The 16,519-nt window shown below is 45.2% G+C and carries 15 protein-coding genes; 8 read left to right on the top strand and 7 right to left on the bottom strand.

Going from position 1 to position 16,519, the window contains the following annotated elements:
* Window positions 1–15: 15 nt before the first annotated feature.
* A complete protein-coding gene (gene torA, locus MTF70_RS10605) occupies window positions 16–2,478 on the top strand; it encodes a trimethylamine-N-oxide reductase TorA (protein WP_005378138.1) in 2,463 nt (820 codons plus the stop codon).
* Between the two features lie 198 nt (window positions 2,479–2,676).
* Entirely contained in the window at window positions 2,677–4,416 is a 1,740-nt protein-coding gene (locus tag MTF70_RS10610) for an alpha-galactosidase (protein WP_161440805.1), read from the top strand.
* 76 nt (window positions 4,417–4,492) lie between these two features.
* Here the strand turns inward: MTF70_RS10610 and MTF70_RS10615 are convergent, their stop codons facing one another.
* Window positions 4,493–5,707: a putative manganese transporter gene (locus MTF70_RS10615; RefSeq protein WP_025766868.1), complete on the bottom strand. Its 1,215-nt coding sequence runs from the start codon at window positions 5,705–5,707 to the stop codon at window positions 4,493–4,495.
* A gap of 186 nt (window positions 5,708–5,893) precedes the next feature.
* On the opposite strand from MTF70_RS10615, the gene MTF70_RS10620 reads away from it, so the two are divergent.
* Window positions 5,894–6,799, top strand: a complete 906-nt coding sequence (locus MTF70_RS10620; RefSeq protein ID WP_017634678.1) for a manganese-dependent inorganic pyrophosphatase — start codon at window positions 5,894–5,896, stop codon at window positions 6,797–6,799.
* Between the two features lie 68 nt (window positions 6,800–6,867).
* Window positions 6,868–7,257: a DUF2750 domain-containing protein gene (locus MTF70_RS10625; RefSeq protein WP_005378129.1), complete on the top strand. Its 390-nt coding sequence runs from the start codon at window positions 6,868–6,870 to the stop codon at window positions 7,255–7,257.
* Between the two features lie 82 nt (window positions 7,258–7,339).
* On the opposite strand, the gene MTF70_RS10630 is transcribed toward MTF70_RS10625, so the two are convergent.
* The 6 genes from MTF70_RS10630 to pspF all read right to left on the bottom strand — a co-directional run bounded on the left by MTF70_RS10630 (window position 7,340) and on the right by pspF (window position 13,791).
* Window positions 7,340–8,131 (bottom strand): ATP-binding cassette domain-containing protein, encoded by a 792-nt coding sequence (locus tag MTF70_RS10630; protein WP_005393308.1) that lies wholly within the window; start codon window positions 8,129–8,131, stop codon window positions 7,340–7,342.
* Window positions 8,128–9,123 carry an oligopeptide/dipeptide ABC transporter ATP-binding protein gene (locus tag MTF70_RS10635; RefSeq protein WP_005378126.1) on the bottom strand — a complete coding sequence of 332 codons (996 nt, stop codon included), beginning with the start codon at window positions 9,121–9,123 and terminating at the stop codon, window positions 8,128–8,130. Before MTF70_RS10635 ends, MTF70_RS10630 begins: the two co-directional genes overlap by 4 nt.
* A complete protein-coding gene (locus MTF70_RS10640; RefSeq protein ID WP_205460895.1) occupies window positions 9,123–10,010 on the bottom strand; it encodes an ABC transporter permease subunit in 888 nt (295 codons plus the stop codon). The genes MTF70_RS10635 and MTF70_RS10640 overlap by 1 nt, the downstream gene beginning before the upstream one ends.
* Window positions 9,997–10,959 (bottom strand): ABC transporter permease subunit, encoded by a 963-nt coding sequence (locus tag MTF70_RS10645; protein WP_005378122.1) that lies wholly within the window; start codon window positions 10,957–10,959, stop codon window positions 9,997–9,999. The genes MTF70_RS10640 and MTF70_RS10645 overlap by 14 nt, the downstream gene beginning before the upstream one ends.
* Window positions 10,959–12,578, bottom strand: coding sequence for an ABC transporter substrate-binding protein SapA (gene sapA, locus MTF70_RS10650; protein ID WP_017820870.1), 1,620 nt, complete (start codon window positions 12,576–12,578; stop codon window positions 10,959–10,961). Before sapA ends, MTF70_RS10645 begins: the two co-directional genes overlap by 1 nt.
* 205 nt (window positions 12,579–12,783) lie before the next feature.
* On the bottom strand, window positions 12,784–13,791 hold the full coding sequence (gene pspF, locus MTF70_RS10655; protein WP_017820869.1) for a phage shock protein operon transcriptional activator: 1,008 nt from the start codon (window positions 13,789–13,791) through the stop codon (window positions 12,784–12,786).
* Window positions 13,792–14,023: 232 nt separating this feature from the next.
* Here pspF and pspA point away from each other — a divergent pair, with 232 nt between their 5' ends.
* The 4 genes from pspA to MTF70_RS10675 all read left to right on the top strand — a co-directional run bounded on the left by pspA (window position 14,024) and on the right by MTF70_RS10675 (window position 16,518).
* Window positions 14,024–14,695, top strand: coding sequence for a phage shock protein PspA (gene pspA, locus MTF70_RS10660; RefSeq protein ID WP_005378119.1), 672 nt, complete (start codon window positions 14,024–14,026; stop codon window positions 14,693–14,695).
* 14 nt (window positions 14,696–14,709) lie between these two features.
* Window positions 14,710–14,943: an envelope stress response membrane protein PspB gene (gene pspB / locus MTF70_RS10665; protein ID WP_005378117.1), complete on the top strand. Its 234-nt coding sequence runs from the start codon at window positions 14,710–14,712 to the stop codon at window positions 14,941–14,943.
* Entirely contained in the window at window positions 14,936–15,325 is a 390-nt protein-coding gene (pspC, locus tag MTF70_RS10670) for an envelope stress response membrane protein PspC (RefSeq protein ID WP_025766867.1), read from the top strand. Before pspB ends, pspC begins: the two co-directional genes overlap by 8 nt.
* 161 nt (window positions 15,326–15,486) lie before the next feature.
* A complete protein-coding gene (locus MTF70_RS10675; protein WP_025766866.1) occupies window positions 15,487–16,518 on the top strand; it encodes an efflux RND transporter periplasmic adaptor subunit in 1,032 nt (343 codons plus the stop codon).
* Window position 16,519 lies beyond the last annotated feature (1 nt).

The following is a 16,519-nucleotide window of genomic DNA, read 5'->3' on the forward strand; positions in this document are numbered from 1 at the left end:
TTGGAGTAATTTTAAATGGCTATTACACGAAGAAGTTTTCTTAAAGGTGTAGCAACCACAAGTGCAGCGTCAGTAATTGGTCCTAGCTTATTGGCATCCGCCTCTGCAAATGCCGTTGAGACGACAGGTACTTGGAAAGTAACCGGTTCTCATTGGGGCGCGTTCCGCGCCCACATCTACGCGGGTAAAGTTCAAGAGATCAAGCCGCTAGAGCTAGACAAAAACCCAACAGAAATGTTGAACGGCATTAAGGGTATTATCTACAGCCCTTCACGTGTTCGTTACCCAATGGTTCGTCTAGATTGGTTGAAGAAACATAAATACAGCGCGGATACTCGCGGTAACAACCGTTTCATCCGAGTAACTTGGGATGAAGCGCTAGACTTGTTCTACCGTGAGCTAGAACGTATTCAAAAAGACTACGGCCCATGGGCGCTGCATGCAGGTCAAACAGGTTGGAACCAAACGGGTTCGTTTAACAACTGTACTGCGCACATGCAACGTGCAGTAGGTATGCATGGCAACTTCATCACTAAAGTAGGTGACTACTCGACGGGTGCAGGTCAAACCATTATGCCGTACGTGCTAGGCTCAACCGAAGTTTATGCACAAGGTACGTCTTGGTCTGAGATCCTAGAAAACTCTGACAACATCGTTCTTTGGGCTAACGACCCAGTGAAAAACCTTCAAGTAGGTTGGAACTGTGAAACGCATGAGTCGTTTAAGTACCTTGCACAACTAAAAGAAAAAGTGGCGAAAGGTGAGATCAACGTTCTATCTGTAGACCCAGTGAAGAACAAAACTCAGCGCTACTTAGAGAACGATCACTTGTACATCAACCCGCTGACAGACGTAGCGTTCATGCTCGCTGTGGCACACGTGTTGTACAACGAAAACCTGTACGATAAGAAATTCATTGATACTTACTGTCTCGGCTTTGAAGAGTTCATTCAATACGTTCAAGGTAAGACAAAAGACAAAGTAGAGAAGACGCCTGAATGGGCAGCAGCGATTTGTGGCGTGAAAGCGGACAAGATCCGTGAATTCGCACGCATGCTAGTCAGCGGTCGTACACAGATCCTGATGGGTTGGTGTATCCAGCGTCAAGAGCACGGTGAGCAGCCATACTGGGCAGCGGCTGTGGTTGCTGCAATGGTTGGTCAAATCGGTCTACCTGGCGGTGGTATCTCTTACGGTCACCACTACTCAAGTATCGGTGTGCCTTCTACTGGTTTCGCGGGCCCTGGTGGTTTCCCTCGTAACCTTGACCAAGGTATGAAACCGAAGTGGGACAACAACGATTTTAACGGCTACAGTCGTACTATCCCAGTTGCACGTTGGATCGACTGTCTGCTAGAACCTGGCAAAGAGATCAACTACAACGGCGGTAAAGTGAAACTGCCAGACTTCAAGATGATGGTTATCTCGGGTTGTAACCCATGGCACCACCATCAAGATCGTAACCGCATGAAGAAAGCGTTCCGCAAACTTCAAACGGTTGTAACGATCGAGTTTGCTTGGACTGCGACATGTCGTTTCTCAGATATCGTTCTACCGGCGTGTACGCAATGGGAACGTAACGACATCGACGTATACGGTTCATACTCGAACAAAGGTCTGATTGCGATGCATCGCCTCGTTGATCCATTGTTCCAATCTAAGCCTGACTTCCAAATCATGAGTGAACTCACTCAGCGTTTTGGTCGCCGCGAAGAATACACTCGTGGTATGAGTGAGATGGAATGGATCGAAAGCCTTTACAACGATTGTAAAAAAGCGAACGAAGGTAAGTTTGAAATGCCAGAATTCAACGAGTTCTGGGAGAAGAGCGTACTAGACTTCGGTGAAGGTAAACCTTGGGTTCGTCATGCGGACTTCCGTAAAGACCCTGAGCTTAACCCATTAGGTACACCGTCTGGCTTCATCGAGATTACATCACGCAAGATCGGCCGTTACGGTTACGAACACTGTCAAGAGCACCCAATGTGGTTCGAAAAATCAGAGCGTTCACACGGTGGTCCTGGTTCAGATAAATACCCATTCTGGTTGCAGTCTTGCCACCCTGATAAGCGTCTTCACTCTCAAATGTGTGAGTCTGAAGAGTTCCGCGCGACTTACGCGGTACAAGGTCGTGAGCCGGTTTACATCAACCCAGCGGATGCCAAAGCAAAAGGCATCAAAGATGGTGATTTGGTACGTGTATTCAACGGTCGTGGTCAGCTATTAGCTGGTGCTGTTTTGACTGACAGCTACCCACGTGGCGTTATTCGTATCGAAGAAGGTGCATGGTACGGTCCTCTAAACGAGAAAGAAGGCGCAATCTGTACCTACGGTGATCCTAACACGCTAACGCAAGACATCGGTTCTTCTGAGCTTGCACAGGCGACTTCTGCGAACACATGTATCGTAGACTTCGAGAAGTTCACAGGTAAAGTGCCGCCAGTCACTTCATTTGGTGGTCCGATCGAAGTTGCTTAATTAGTGCAGTTTGCATAAATCCAAATACCAGCCTCAGGGCTGGTATTTTTTTATCAAAATTTCAGTGAGCGTTGTCTCAATAGTAACTTCATAACGTTAAACGAGACTGGTATTCGTGATGATGGTAACGAATTGGGTGAGACAAGCAGGAGATAATGCGCCAAGCTAAACAATAATAATTAAGTGAGTAGACTCTTTATGGCTCAGAGCATTCAATTAGCAAATCACACTGAGATCACTGTGAATAACAATGACTTCCAAGTTGAAGTCGAGGGTAATCAATTACATTTTTCTTTTGCTGGTCTTCACAATAAAACCTTTACCGACCGTGAAGTGTTATTCGAAATGCCGTTTTTGTACGAGCACGAGGCCGACGTAATTGGGGATGGTTTTCAAATGTTGGCGCAAACGGCGGGAACGATCAATCACCCCGTTGATATTGGTCGCTGCCCAGACAATAATCCTTCTTATCGAATCTACCCTAAAGATGCCCCTAAGCGTTATTACAACTATTTAGTGGTGGAAGGTTCAGCGGGCTACACATTATTTGGCTTCACATCATGTCATCGCTTTGCAGGCTATTTTGATGTTGTGCTGCGTGATGGGCATTGGGTTTTATCAGCCGCAATTGATGGTGAGTTGACTCAAGTGGCGGATTGGGAAAGTAATCAACTTGAATCCGTGGCGGTACTCTGTGGTCAATCGCTGTCCGAGCTTTATCAAACCTATGGCGAGATGATTGCAAAGCATCATCCTGCTCGCCAAGGTGTGACACAAGATGCGCCTGTTGGTTGGTGTTCGTGGTACGCGTACTACGCAGACGTGACAGAGCAAAACATCATGCAGAACGTGGATTGCATGCAAGATAAGCTCGAAGACCTAGAGTGGGTACTTCTGGATGATGGCTATCAAGCCTTTATGGGCGATTGGTTAACCCCATCAGATAAGTTTTCTGGTGGCGTAAAAGAGCTCATTCATAATATCCGTGCAAAAGGAAAAAAGCCGGCAATTTGGATGGCGCCTTTCATTGCACAGCCTGAGTCGGAGATCTTCAAACAGCATCCAGATTGGTTTGTTCGCCACAAGGATGGTGGCTTACTTAAAGCAGAAGATGTCACATACGGTGGTTGGCGATGCACGCCTTGGTACATACTCGATACCTCAACCCCAGAAGTACAAGACCATCTGACGAATATAGTCTCTGTCATGAGACAAGAGTGGGGCGTTGAGTTGTTCAAGCTAGACGCGAACTATTGGGGCACCTTAAAAGGTGTGCGTAAACAATCTGGTATTACAGGCGTTGAGGCGTATCGCTTAGGAATGGAAGCGATTGCCAAAGGCGCTGGTGATGCGTGGCTTTTAGGTTGCAACGCGCCAATGTGGCCATCTCTGGGACTTGTGGATGCAATGCGTGTTTCTGACGATGTAGAGCGTCATAGTCGTCGATTCGAGCAGATAGCCAGAGAAACCTTTTACCGTAGTTGGCAGCACCGAAAACTGTGGCAAATTGATCCGGATTGCGCCACGTTCACTTCATTAGCTAATCAATCTGCATCCAGAGAAGAGTATGAATTTCATCGCACGGTGTTATTAGCGAGTGGTGGTTTGCTGCTGTCTGGTGACCCGCTCCCTGAGATTACGCCGTTTGCTAAGAAGACACTGGCTAAGCTCATGTTACGTCAACAACGTAACCAGCAATCTGCAAAGTTTACCGCTTTGAGTTTAAATCACGCGTTTTTAAAACTAACGACGAAGAATGACCTCCATTGTTTGTTTAATTATGCGAGTTACGGAGCGATGGAATTTACGCTGACGTCTGATCAACCGGTGGACTGGTATGATTACTGGACAGGCGAAAAGCTAAACCAAGAACCTTGCCAGTTGTTAATGGTGAGCGTGGATAAAGGGCTCAATGCGAAAGCGATCGTTACAGCATAACGTGAAGTAAATCGCCCAATACCAAGATCAAGAAAGGAGCCTATTGCGGCTCCTTTCTCGTTTGATGCTCTGAGCGTTAGAACTCGAATAAAAAGTAATACCCGTATCCAACAATAAACGCAGGAATGGACGAGTAAATAGTCGCGACCAAAGCAGCTTTCGGTGCCATTGCAATGGCGGGGAATAGGGCGTCACCATCGTTAGAAATCGCATTTGCCAATTGCGCCGAAAGTGGCGCTGCACCAGAGATGTACAGGCTAGTGACTAAAATTTGCGGACCACAACCAGGTAGCATACCAATGGCTAAGCCAGCTAATGGCATCCATATCCCCCAATGAGAAAAGGTTTCTACGAGGTCGATTCCAGAAAAATAGGTCGTCAGTTCAAACGCCAGAAAAGCGACGATCACCCAAGCACTGACGAAGTTTGTGTCTTGAGCCGCTTTTTGAATTGGATGCGAGTCCACAATTTTTTCATCTTCAGAGACCGTTGACTGATAATCGCCGAGCTCTTTTGTCATAGCCCACAACGACATTGTGATCACCGCGAAGATAGCGCCCAGCCATTCAATGGTGTTGGCTTTCAAAGATAGCAACTGATTAATATCTATTTGGAAAGACATTAACACAGCAACGACACTAGCAGGCACAATAAGCCATTTCCAAAATGCGCCTTGTAGATTGATTGCACGTTGTTCAAGAGGCGTGTGTCGGTCTGTCTGGTGTTGGCAACAAGCATGTGTCTGAGGTGCTTCTTTTGGTTCTGGTCGCAGAAAGTTATCAGCATGAAAAGCATTAACGACTAACCCTGAAAGAGTACCCACGATAATGCCTAATCCAACCACGCCTAATCCAACACTTGGTTTGGCGGCCAGAAGTAAAAAGGCAGCGTCACCCATTGTTGAAGTAAGTACCGCGACAATCGCACCAAATCCCACTCGGCCACTAATAAATTGCGTTGTCACAACAATAGCGCCACCACAGCCAGGCAAAGCACCCAATAAAGAAGCAAAGAAAACCTGATGATTACGCGAGCGATGGTAGAGCTCGGTAATTCGATTGGTTTTCGACATAAAGTTTGAAAGATAATGATAAATAGCCAATGTGGCAGCAACATAGCATGACACTGCCCAGAATGAGTCGGATAGCGTCTGTACGGCTACGTCACGTGTATTTTCGTTGCCTAGCAAAATGAGCATGACGATAGGGATCAGCAATCGCTTATAAGCTAAACGAAACTGAGTAGGCTGAAACAACTGTTGTGCAGAGTGTAATAATTGGGTCGCGTTCATCGTTTACTCAAATGCAAATAGGAATAATTATCATTATATGTAAATGAGATTTATTCGCAATAGCATTGTGAACTTTTCTTCGTGTCAAACTCTCTGAAATCAGGTAAAGTATCGGCCTTTGTGAGCAAACACGCCCTAATTAACTGTATTAGGCGGCGTATAAAATTGACTTGAATAGGAAGAAACATGATTCTAGTTGTAGGTCATAAGAACCCAGACAGTGACAGTATTTGTAGTGCACTCGTTGCAACTGAACTTCTAAAAGCGCGTGGCGTTGAAGCTATGCCAATTCGCCAAGGCGAAATCAACCGTGAAACTCAGCACATCCTAGAAGTTGCTGGCGCTGAAGTTCCTGAGCTTCGCACATCAGTTGCGGGTGAGACCGTTTGGCTAGTAGATTACTCAGATCTAGCACAAGCACCAGACGATATCGCAGAAGCTGAAATTGCGGGTATTGTTGACCACCACCGTCTAGGTGACGTGATGACAGTAAACCCAATGGAAGCATGGATCTGGCCTGTTGGTTGTACCAACACTGTTCTATTCAACATGTTCAAGATTGAAGGTCACGCGATTACTCCACAAATTGCTAAGCTAATGATGTCAGCAATTCTATCTGACACAGTAGGTTTTGCTTCTCCAACTTGTACACAAAAAGACAAAGATGCCGTTGCTGAACTAGCGGCAATCGCAGACGTACAAGATGTTGACGCGTTCACTAAAGATCTTCTAATTGCTAAAACAAACATCGAAGGTCTATCAGCGGCTGAGCTTGTTGAGAAAGACCTTAAAGGTTACCCATTCAACGGTCGTGACGTAGTGGTTGGTCAGGTTGAACTTGCAACTCTTGAGCAAGTTGACGGTATGATCGAAGCACTAGAAGCAGACCTAGAATCTCGTTGTGAGAAAGATAACTTAGCGTTCGCTGCCGTAATGCTAACAGACATCACGACTGCTCAAACTCGTCTTCTATACAAAGGTGAGTGGGCTGAGAAGCTTGTTAAGCACGAAAAAGACGGCATGTTAATGATGGAAAACACGCTAAGCCGTAAGAAGCAAGGTTGGCCTTGGCTTCAAACTGAACTAGCTTAATTTTCTAGCATATACTTTAAATGCCCGCTTAGCTGCGGGCATTTTTCTATGGGAAATAGGAGACGAATATGTCTGAGCAACTGACCCAAGAGCAGATGGATACCATTAATCGCTACAATGAAGAGCAACGTTTAAAGTACTGCGTAAAAGAGATAGTCGCGAATCGTAAGGTTTGGATTCTGAAAGACGAACATGGCTGTGTCATGCTAAATACAGAAGATGATGATTGTGTACCAGTATGGCCAAACGAAGAGTTTGCTTTGCAATGGGCGAATGGTGATTGGGAAGATTGCGAGCCAGAAGCGATCTCTCTAAACAAGTGGCACAGCCGTTGGACCTCTGGTCTAGAGGATGACGAGCTATCGATTGTTGTATTTCCAAATCAAAATGAAGAAGGGGTCGTATTGTTTCCTGACGAGTTTGATTTTGAACTACGCAAACAAGCGAGCCGCCGTTAGTTTTTTGATTAGTCCCCATGCAATAAAGAAGCCTGCGTTAAAGCAGGCTTCTTTACATTTGCACGATTACATTTTTGATAAGCTATTTTGTTTGATGGCTTGGCGCTTTATAAAAGTGGCTTTCGACTAGTCTTTGAGTAATAGGATGCTCGGGATGAGTCAGTACTTGGTTGGTCTCGCCAAACTCGACCACTTCACCTTCATGCATCACCATCACTTTATCAGTAATATGCTTAACAATGCCAATGTGCTGAGACACGTACACAAATGACAATCCCATCTCTTCTTGCAACTCGAGGAATAAGTTAATGATCTGCGAGCGCATTGCCATATCCAAACCGTTTAACGCCTCATCAGCGACAATGATGGAAGGTTGAAGAATAAGTGCACGAGCCAAACATACGCGCTGTTTTTGACCGGCAGCTAGCATTTGTGGATAAAAATAGGCGTGCTCAGGCAGCAATCCTACGCGGAGCAGGGTGTTCTTTACACGCTGCATGCGCGCATCTGGCGGCATGTTGGTATTTCGCTTTAGCGGACCTTCTAAAATACGACCAATCTGGATACGTGGGTTTAACGATGTGTTTGGATCTTGGAAAATCATGCGGATGAGCTTGCAGCGTGTCGCGTAATCTTTGTGCTCCAATCGTTCGCCATTCACACGGATCTCTCCGGAGCTTGGTTCAACAACGCCAGCAAGCATACGAGCTAGTGTGGATTTTCCTGACCCGTTTTGACCAATAAAACCAATAGTTTGCCCTGGCTCTAAAGTAAAGCTTACCGGTTTTACTGCCTCATTAACCTGGCGTTTGAACAGACGGGAGCGCGTAACAAATTGCTTCGATAAATTATCGACTTCAAGTAACGCACTCATGACTTTTTCTCCGTGTTCAATGGAAAGTGGCAGTTAAATTTATGATTCTTAATTCGTCTGGTGTGTGGAATTTCTACACATTGTTTCTGCGCATATGGGCAACGTGGTCCGAGGCGACAACCGATAGGTAGATGCTGCAATGGCGGAATCGAGCCCGGTAGGGATTGGAGTTTTTGCTTGTGTGGTACCCAATCATTAAAGTCAGGCATCGCTTTAAGCAAGGCATCGGTGTACGGGTGCTTGGGTGCCGCAATGATTTTACTGGTATCGGCAGACTCCACCGACTGACCACAATACATTACCGTAATACGTCCTGCCCACTGTGTTATGGTCGCTAAGTCGTGGCCGATAAGCAGAATGGTTGTGTTATTAAGTTGGTTCATGCGGCTCAACAGACGCAAGATTTGCGATTGGGTAATCGGGTCTAAGTCGTTGGTTGGTTCATCTGCTATCAGCAATTTAGGTTTGGTCGCAATCGCCATGGCAATCATGACCTTTTGACACTCACCATCAGTCAGTTCATAAGGGTAGCTACCCATTAAACGCTTGTGATCTTTAATACCCACTTTATGCAAAAGCGCGATGGCCTGTTTTTTACGCCATTTAAATCGCTCCCACCATTTCCCTTCAAATGCGCGAGATGGAATGGATTCAATCAATTGACGCCCGACTTCCTCTGAAGGGTCAAGACAAGTTGAAGGCTCTTGGAAAATCATCGCAATATCACGAGCAATGACGCGCCGACGCTCTTTTGGCGTAAGCTGAAGCAAGTCAATATTGCCAAGGCGCATACGGTCAGCGGTGATGCGCCAGTTATCTTTACTTACCCCGACAATCGCTTTTGCAACTAAGCTTTTTCCAGAGCCAGACTCACCTACAAGACCACGAATTTCGCCTTCGTTCAAAGTTAGGCTCATTCGGTCAACGGCTTTGACCAACCCTTGAGGTGTTTCGATCTCAATGGTCAAATGTCGAATATCTAACAACGGCATTATTCGATCCCCGCATTAAGCGCTTGACGTACACCTTCACCTACTAAGTTTAGGGTAATAACAGTAAACATGATGGTCAGGCCGGGTAGGGTTACTGTCCAAGGTGCAATATAAATAAGCTCGACAGAGTCACCTAATATTGCTCCCCACTCGGTGCTTGGGGCCTGTGCACCTAGGCCAAGAAAACCCAGTGCCGTAATATCTAAAATCGCAGCAGAGAGCGCGAGTGTGATTTCAGCGGCAATGACCGTCAGAATGTTAGGAAGAATTGAACTCCACAGTAAGTAGAAATCATTAGCGCCATCAAGGCGTGCTGCCATTATGTAGTCTTTTTCAACTTCGGTGTGGACTGCGATATAAACGGAGCGAATAAAACGCGGAATCAAAGCCAAGCAGATTGCGAGTAAAATATTGAACCCACCAAAGCCTAGTAATGCCACAAAAATGATTGCTAATAAGAGCGACGGGATCGACATGACGGTATCGAGCAAGTGGTTGAGAGTACTCGACAGTAAGCCTTTCGTCATACCTGCCAATACGCCAATTAAACAGCCTACAACGGCAGCAATTGCGGTGATGGCGACAGCAGCGCCAAATGTTAGCTGAGAGCCCATAATCAGGCGCGAAAGAATATCTCTACCTAAGTCATCGGTCCCCAAAAAGTAATCAACCGTTCCTGCTGGGGCCCATGATGGCGGCACAAGCAACTCACCTGACTGTGCTTGGGCGTCAAATGGTGCAAGTAGGGGGGCAAAAATGGTAATAAGGACGATAAACACCAAGCACCACAAGCCAAACATGGCTAGTCCGTTGGCGCGGTAGCTTCGCCAAAAACGCTCAAACTGTGTTGGAATGCGCTCTTCCTGATAAACGTTATTTGTTAGCATACCATTCCTTTCGAACTAAAGGGTTAATCATCGCGCCAATCAAATCCGAGAGTATGTTAGCGGTAAGAACCAAAGTCGCAAGTACCATCACGCCAGCTTGGATAGATGCATAGTCTTGGCTTGCTAGCGCATCTAAAAGCCAACGACCAATACCTGGCCAGTTAAAAATAGACTCCGTGATGATAGCTAAGGTAATCATACTCGAAAGTTGAACACCAACTTTGGGAATGATAGGCGGTATCGCATTCCGCAATACATGTTGAGTTACGATTTCGCGGTTCGAAAGACCTTTGATTCTCGCTGCACGGATGTAGTTTTGGCTCATCACTTCCGCTACCGAGGAGCGCATTAGTCCGACAACCTGGGTGGTTGGAGCCAAAGCGAGCACCAAACATGGCAGTACCATATGCTCAATAACGCTTTGCAGTGCGTGAGCGCGGTATTCGCCTTTCGCCATGAATGCGTCGATAATGGCAAACCCGGTTACATGATCAATTTCGTAAAGTAAATCATACCGTCCCGCAACGGGAAAGAGTTGGTATTCCAATGAAAAGACCATGATAAGTAGCAGAGCTACCCAAAAAATTGGGGCGGAATAACCAGACATCGACATGAATGAAATGCTGGTGTCGAGCCATTTACCTTGCTTCATCCCAGCCACGGTTCCAAGTGGAATACCGATCAAAAGGGACACCAAAAAGGCAAAAAAGCACAGTTCCAAAGTGGCAGGGAATACGACGGCGAGCTCGTCATAAATCGCGTTGCCGTTTTTACTTATGCCAAAATCAAGCTGAGAAAGGTTGATTAAGTAAGTTTGCCAACCAGACCAAAAATCAACGTTTGCCCAGTGCGAGAGAGGGTCAAGGCGAAGCAGAGAAAAACCCACTAATGTAAGGATCATCAAAGTGATGATAAATAGGTTAAAGCGTCGAACGGTATACCAAAACATCAGTGAATTCTCTCAACTCTATCAAACGGTTGGGCATTGAAAGGGCTTGATTTGAAGCCTGTCAGCGATTTGTCGTGCACACGGAACTGCACGCCATGCGCCAGAGGAATAACCGGGAACTCTTGATTCAAAATGTTCTGTGCTTGGCGATATAGGTTCAAACGGTAACGCGGTTCTTGAGTTTCTAACGCCAAATCGAGCAAGAAATCGAAGTCATCGTTACACCACATGGACACGTTAAGTCCAACGCGGTCAGACTCGCAAGATAATAAAGGGCGGAAAAAGTTGTCAGGATCCCCGGTATCACCAATCCAACCAGTTAAAAGTAAATCGATATCGTTGATGTTCTCCAAATCCACACGTTCAAACCTATCATCGGTCAGTAGCGTTAATTTAACCCCAATATCGGCAAAATTCGCTTGGATTAACTCCGCAGTCTTACGAGGGCTTGGGTTAAAAGCACGTGGTTCAAGTGGTACCCACATGGTCAATTCTAGGCCGTCTTCGTAGCCTGCATCTCGAAGTAGTGCCAATGCATAATTCCGGTCATAACGAATTTTTACGCTGTCTTTTTGATAAGCCCATGAATTTGGTGGTAGCAAGGTATAAGCTTGGGAGCCAGTTCCGTAGTAAACCGAATCTAAAATATTTTGACGGTTGATCGCTAAGTTAAGAGCTTGGCGAACTCGAGCATCACTCAGCGCGGTGGTTTCTGTGTTTATCGCAATAAAGGAAACGTTGTTAGCTGGTGTAGCCGTCAGCTCAAGGTTGTCATTTTCTTGAATGACAGGTATTTGGCTCGAAATAGGTGAAGAGAGTACGTCACACTCGTTTCTTAAAAGTTTAGCTAATGTACCCGTGCCTCTGTGAGAGATATCGAACACCACTTGTTCCATTTTTGCTGGTGACTTCCAGTAATTAGAATGACGCTCTAATCGAATCAAATCGTTCACTTGGTACTCTTTTAATTGATAAGGGCCGGTACCGATAGGAAGTTGGTCGATTTCTTCTTTATGATCTTTTGCTGCCAATTGCTGTCCATACTCCGCAGACAAGATAACCGCATGGCTGGTGGCAATATTGGCCAAGAAAGAAAAGTTTGGCTGAGATAACGTAAACCTTACCGTATGCTCATCTATTGCAACCACGTCTTGGAGTAGGTTTTGAAAATCTAACCCTGCAAACCATGGATAAAAACCACCACCTACTTGGTGAAAAGGATGGTCTACATCGATGATTCGCTTGAAGCTAAATACCACATCTTTTGCATTCAATGGGCGAGTGGGTGTGAACCAAGGCGTGGTTTGGAATTTAACACCACGTTTAAGCTTAAACGTGTATTCCGTCCCTGATTCATTTACTGACCAACTCTCGGCGATGCTTGCCACGGGCTGATGTGATTTAGGATCGAGCGTGAGCAGCGTATCGTACAGCTGCGGGCTCAGAGCCTCTGCGGTAATACCGCTATCAATAAGCTGAGGGTTAAACGTGGTCGGCTTACCTTGCCCGCAAAACACAAAGCCAGCTTTGCGAATATCATTGTGGTCAATTTCATCGCCACAAGCGGTCAGTAGGCTAATCCCAATAAGGCTCAGCGATAATCTTATAAAAGCATTCATAATATGAAATGTTCATTGGATCTTGCTCGTTTCGTTTGATCTTACTCTTTCAAAGCTAACAAGCGAAAATGATCTCGCTAATTTATCACCTTTGTGAACTCGCTCCAAACATAAAATCCATACACTGTAAGGTGTTATGCCATAAATGCATGCGAATTAGAGCGCAGTCACGAGCTCGTGTATTGATTGAGTACTCTCGGTCAAGTTAGCTTTGTCCGACCAAACCATATTTTCTAACCATCCCTCGTAATTGGTGATAGCTCAAGCCAAGTAGCTCGGCTGCTTGTCGTTGATTAAACTTGGCTTCTTCCAATGCACGATTGAGTAAATGGATATCTTGTTCCTCTTGCCATTGTTTATAGTCTAGAGGGAATTGGATGGTGTTGCTTGATGCTTCCTCTTCTTGTTGCTCTGCTTGTTTTGCACTATGGCCAAGCGCGCTGTGCCAAACCGTTTCAAAAGGATTGAAAACCAGTTCATCAATTGGGTGAGCATTCAGACCATGTTGGTAAATCGCACGTTCAATCACGTTTTTTAGTTCGCGGACGTTACCGGGCCATTCATATTCAATAAGCGACTGCTGCGCTTTTGGGGTAAAACCGACAAAGTATTCCAGTTGCAGTTCACGACACATTTTCATCGCGTAGTGCTCTGCTAAAGAGAGAATGTCTTCTTTGCGCTCGCGAAGAGGCGGTAACATAATGACATCGAAGGCTAGCCTGTCGAGCAGATCTGCACGAAAATCACCTTGCTCTGCTAATTTTGGTAGGTCGGCATTGGTTGCACAAACAAGTCGAACATCCGCATTGAGAGCGGTATGACCGCCAACTCGCTCATATTCACCATATTCAATGACACGTAATAGCTTTTCTTGAACTAAAAGTGGTGCGGTTGCCAGTTCGTCAAGAAACAAAGTACCGCCCTCGGCACGCTCGAAACGCCCTTTATGCTTACCTTTAGAGCCCGTGAAGGAGCCGGATTCATGTCCAAACAATTCGGAATCTATTAGCCCTTCGCTTAATGTCGCACAGTTGAGTGATAGTAGTGGTTTATCCCAACGTCTTGATAAATAATGCAAACGCTGAGCGATGAGTTCTTTACCCGTACCTCGTTCACCAATGATGAGGACAGGGCGCTCAATGGGTGCAAGTTGTGATACTTTATCTAGTACAGCGAGAAAAGCAGGTGATTCACCAATCAGGTTTTGCTTCATAAAGTCCTTCTTATTTAACAGCCGAGCCATGATTTAGAGATAGAGTTGGTAAATTTCACCAACAGTTGGTGAAAAACATCATAGCACAATAGTGTGTAACGACAACAAAATGAATAACGCTCTGATTTAAAAGAAAATTATAAGTTGGCACGTTACTTGTTATATATTCAGGGAGACACAAGGTTAATCACCACCTTGTCGAGTTTTAATAGGAAAAAAGAGGAGTTCCGTTATGGGTATTTTTTCTCGATTTGCAGATATCGTTAACTCAAACATCAGTGCATTACTGGACAAGGCGGAAGATCCTGAAAAAATGATCCGTCTTATCATTCAAGAAATGGAAGACACACTTGTTGAAGTGCGTACTAACTCGGCTAAAGCGATTGCAGACAAGAAAGAGTTGGCTCGTAAGGTTGAAACGTTAGAAGAGCAAATTGGCGAATGGGGTCAAAAAGCGAGCTTAGCATTAGTTAAAGAGCGCGAAGATCTAGCTCGTGCAGCATTAATTGAAAAGCAAAAGCTAGAGCAAGTAATTAAAGGCCTCCACACTGAGCAAACCTTAGTGGAAGAAACGATCGATAAGCTTACTGGCGAGATTGGTAAGTTGGAAAGCAAAATTGCTGAAACGCGCGCAAAACAGCAAGCACTAGCAATTCGTAACCAAACTGCATCTAACCGTCGTGATGTACAAAAACACCTGCACACTAGCCGTACTAATGAAGCGATGGCGAAATTTGAGCAGTACTCACGTAAAGTGGATGAAATGGAAGCGGAAGCAGACCTATATGCTCAAACTGGTAATGCTAAATCGCTAGAACAAGAGTTTGCAGAGTTGCAGGCACAAGACGAAATTGAAAAAGAGTTGGCAAAACTGAAAGAACAGATGTCATCGAAAGATAAATAAGAAAGGAGCCATTTATGTCGGCATTTTTTATAGCAGGACCAGTGATTGTCTTTTTAATCTTTGTCGCTCCACTATGGCTCTTCTTACACTATCGCAGCAAACGCAAAACAGATAGTGCACTGTCGAGCCAAGATTTAGAGCGCCTTCAGGTACTATCTGAAAAAGCGGAAGCGATGCAGTCCCGAGTTGATACATTGGAGCGCATCTTGGATGCTGAGTCACCAACATGGAGACGAAAGTATGAATAATCGAGAACTGTATCGTGATCCAGTAAATGGCAAAATCTCCGGTGTTTGCGCCGGAATTGCCAACTACTTTGGTGCAGAAGTTTGGTTGATTCGTATTGTAGTGATTTCTGCAGCGCTGTTAGGTGGTACGTTTTTGGTATTGTTAGCGTACATCGCGATGGCGTTTATGTTAGAAAAGCAACCAGTAACGTATTCTGAAAATATCAGAGCGCAGCAAGAGCATACGCTCAAAAGTAAGCCTTGGCAGAAAGGGCAAAGCCCTGATCAACTGCTCAGTGTGTTGGAAAGGGATTTTGACCGTCTTGATGGCAAAATTCGTAACATGGAAGCTTATGTTACGTCTGATACATATAGGGTGAACAGAGAATTCAGTAAGCTCTAGGCATTTTGTATCCAAAGAAGATTTAACTGAAGCAGGCATAAAGCCTGCTTTTTTATCACAAATTACTAATTTTAAAGCACTATTAATCTTTTCTGCTCTGGAAGTTCGTTCAAAATTCATCTACTTTAAAAATAATCCCCCAATTTTTATGGATGAATGTAATGAGAAAATTGCTCATTCCTATTGCCATCTCGGCTGTCTTGTCGGGGTGCGGTAAAGAACTTCCTCCTGTTCCTGAACCTGAATCACGCCCTGCTAAGCTATTTACAGTATCTGTTGGCAATGCCCAGTTTGAGCGACATTTTCCTGCCACGACGGAAGCTGGCGATAGAGCAGTACTGACATTTCGAGTTCCTGGGCTTCTTCAAACGATAGAAGTGAATGAAGGTCAAGTCGTTAGTAAAGGTGATGTTTTGGCGTCATTAAAACCAGATGAATATTCTCTGCTCGAACAGCAAGCTCGGGCAAATTTTTTGCTCGCAGATGTGCAATACAAGCGATACCAAAAGCTACGTAAAGACCAAGTAGTATCTGAGCAAGATTTTGATGAGGCAAAAGCGAATCACAACTCGGCAAAAGCTCAATGGAATCAAGCAAAGGCAAACTTAAGGTATACCAAACTTGTCGCGCCATATGATGGCACCATTTCGTACATTCCAGCAGAAAACCATGAATATGTTGCCGCGAAAGAAGGGGTGATGAATATTCAGTCCAACCAACTCCTCAAAGTGATATTCCAAATCCCAGACTATCTTCTAAATCGTTACACGCAGGGGAGCGATGTCTCTGCCAGAATGATATTTGATGCGTTCCCCGAGCAAGCCTTTGACTTAACCTTTCAGGAAATCGATACAGAGGCCGATCCTAAAACGGGCAGTTACAAAGTCACGATGGTCATGGAGCGACCAGCAGAAATAGGCCTTTTGCCGGGAATGTCTGGCAATGCTTACCTCCTGTCCAAAAGTGCAGGAGCGACAAAGATTCCTAACTCCGCGTTGCTAGAAGAGAACGGCAAAACATACGTTTGGCGTGTCGATGAGCAAGGCATTGTGTCCAAAGCCGCAATTGAGATGAATGACAAAAATCAAGTGTTAGCCGGGCTTAGCGATGGCGACCAAATCATTATCTCGGGTGTCAGTGTAATTGAACCCGGAATTAAGGTAAGAGCGTGGATTAAGGAAAGAGGGCTGTAAT

The sequence above is a fragment of the Vibrio sp. 2CM40D genome (assembly GCF_023161825.1).
Lineage (GTDB): Bacteria > Pseudomonadota > Gammaproteobacteria > Enterobacterales > Vibrionaceae > Vibrio > Vibrio alginolyticus.

Coding starts and splice junctions, on each gene's coding strand:
- MTF70_RS10625 (WP_005378129.1), top strand. CDS start 6,868: ATGTCTGAGCAACTGACCCAAGAGCAGATGGATACCATTAATCGCTAC.
- torA (WP_005378138.1), top strand. CDS start 16: ATGGCTATTACACGAAGAAGTTTTCTTAAAGGTGTAGCAACCACAAGT.
- MTF70_RS10610 (WP_161440805.1), top strand. CDS start 2,677: ATGGCTCAGAGCATTCAATTAGCAAATCACACTGAGATCACTGTGAAT.
- MTF70_RS10630 (WP_005393308.1), bottom strand. CDS start 8,131: ATGAGTGCGTTACTTGAAGTCGATAATTTATCGAAGCAATTTGTTACG.
- pspA (WP_005378119.1), top strand. CDS start 14,024: ATGGGTATTTTTTCTCGATTTGCAGATATCGTTAACTCAAACATCAGT.
- MTF70_RS10640 (WP_205460895.1), bottom strand. CDS start 10,010: ATGCTAACAAATAACGTTTATCAGGAAGAGCGCATTCCAACACAGTTT.
- pspC (WP_025766867.1), top strand. CDS start 14,936: ATGAATAATCGAGAACTGTATCGTGATCCAGTAAATGGCAAAATCTCC.
- pspB (WP_005378117.1), top strand. CDS start 14,710: ATGTCGGCATTTTTTATAGCAGGACCAGTGATTGTCTTTTTAATCTTT.
- MTF70_RS10675 (WP_025766866.1), top strand. CDS start 15,487: ATGAGAAAATTGCTCATTCCTATTGCCATCTCGGCTGTCTTGTCGGGG.
- MTF70_RS10645 (WP_005378122.1), bottom strand. CDS start 10,959: ATGTTTTGGTATACCGTTCGACGCTTTAACCTATTTATCATCACTTTG.
- pspF (WP_017820869.1), bottom strand. CDS start 13,791: ATGAAGCAAAACCTGATTGGTGAATCACCTGCTTTTCTCGCTGTACTA.
- MTF70_RS10615 (WP_025766868.1), bottom strand. CDS start 5,707: ATGAACGCGACCCAATTATTACACTCTGCACAACAGTTGTTTCAGCCT.
- MTF70_RS10635 (WP_005378126.1), bottom strand. CDS start 9,123: ATGCCGTTGTTAGATATTCGACATTTGACCATTGAGATCGAAACACCT.
- sapA (WP_017820870.1), bottom strand. CDS start 12,578: ATGAATGCTTTTATAAGATTATCGCTGAGCCTTATTGGGATTAGCCTA.
- MTF70_RS10620 (WP_017634678.1), top strand. CDS start 5,894: ATGATTCTAGTTGTAGGTCATAAGAACCCAGACAGTGACAGTATTTGT.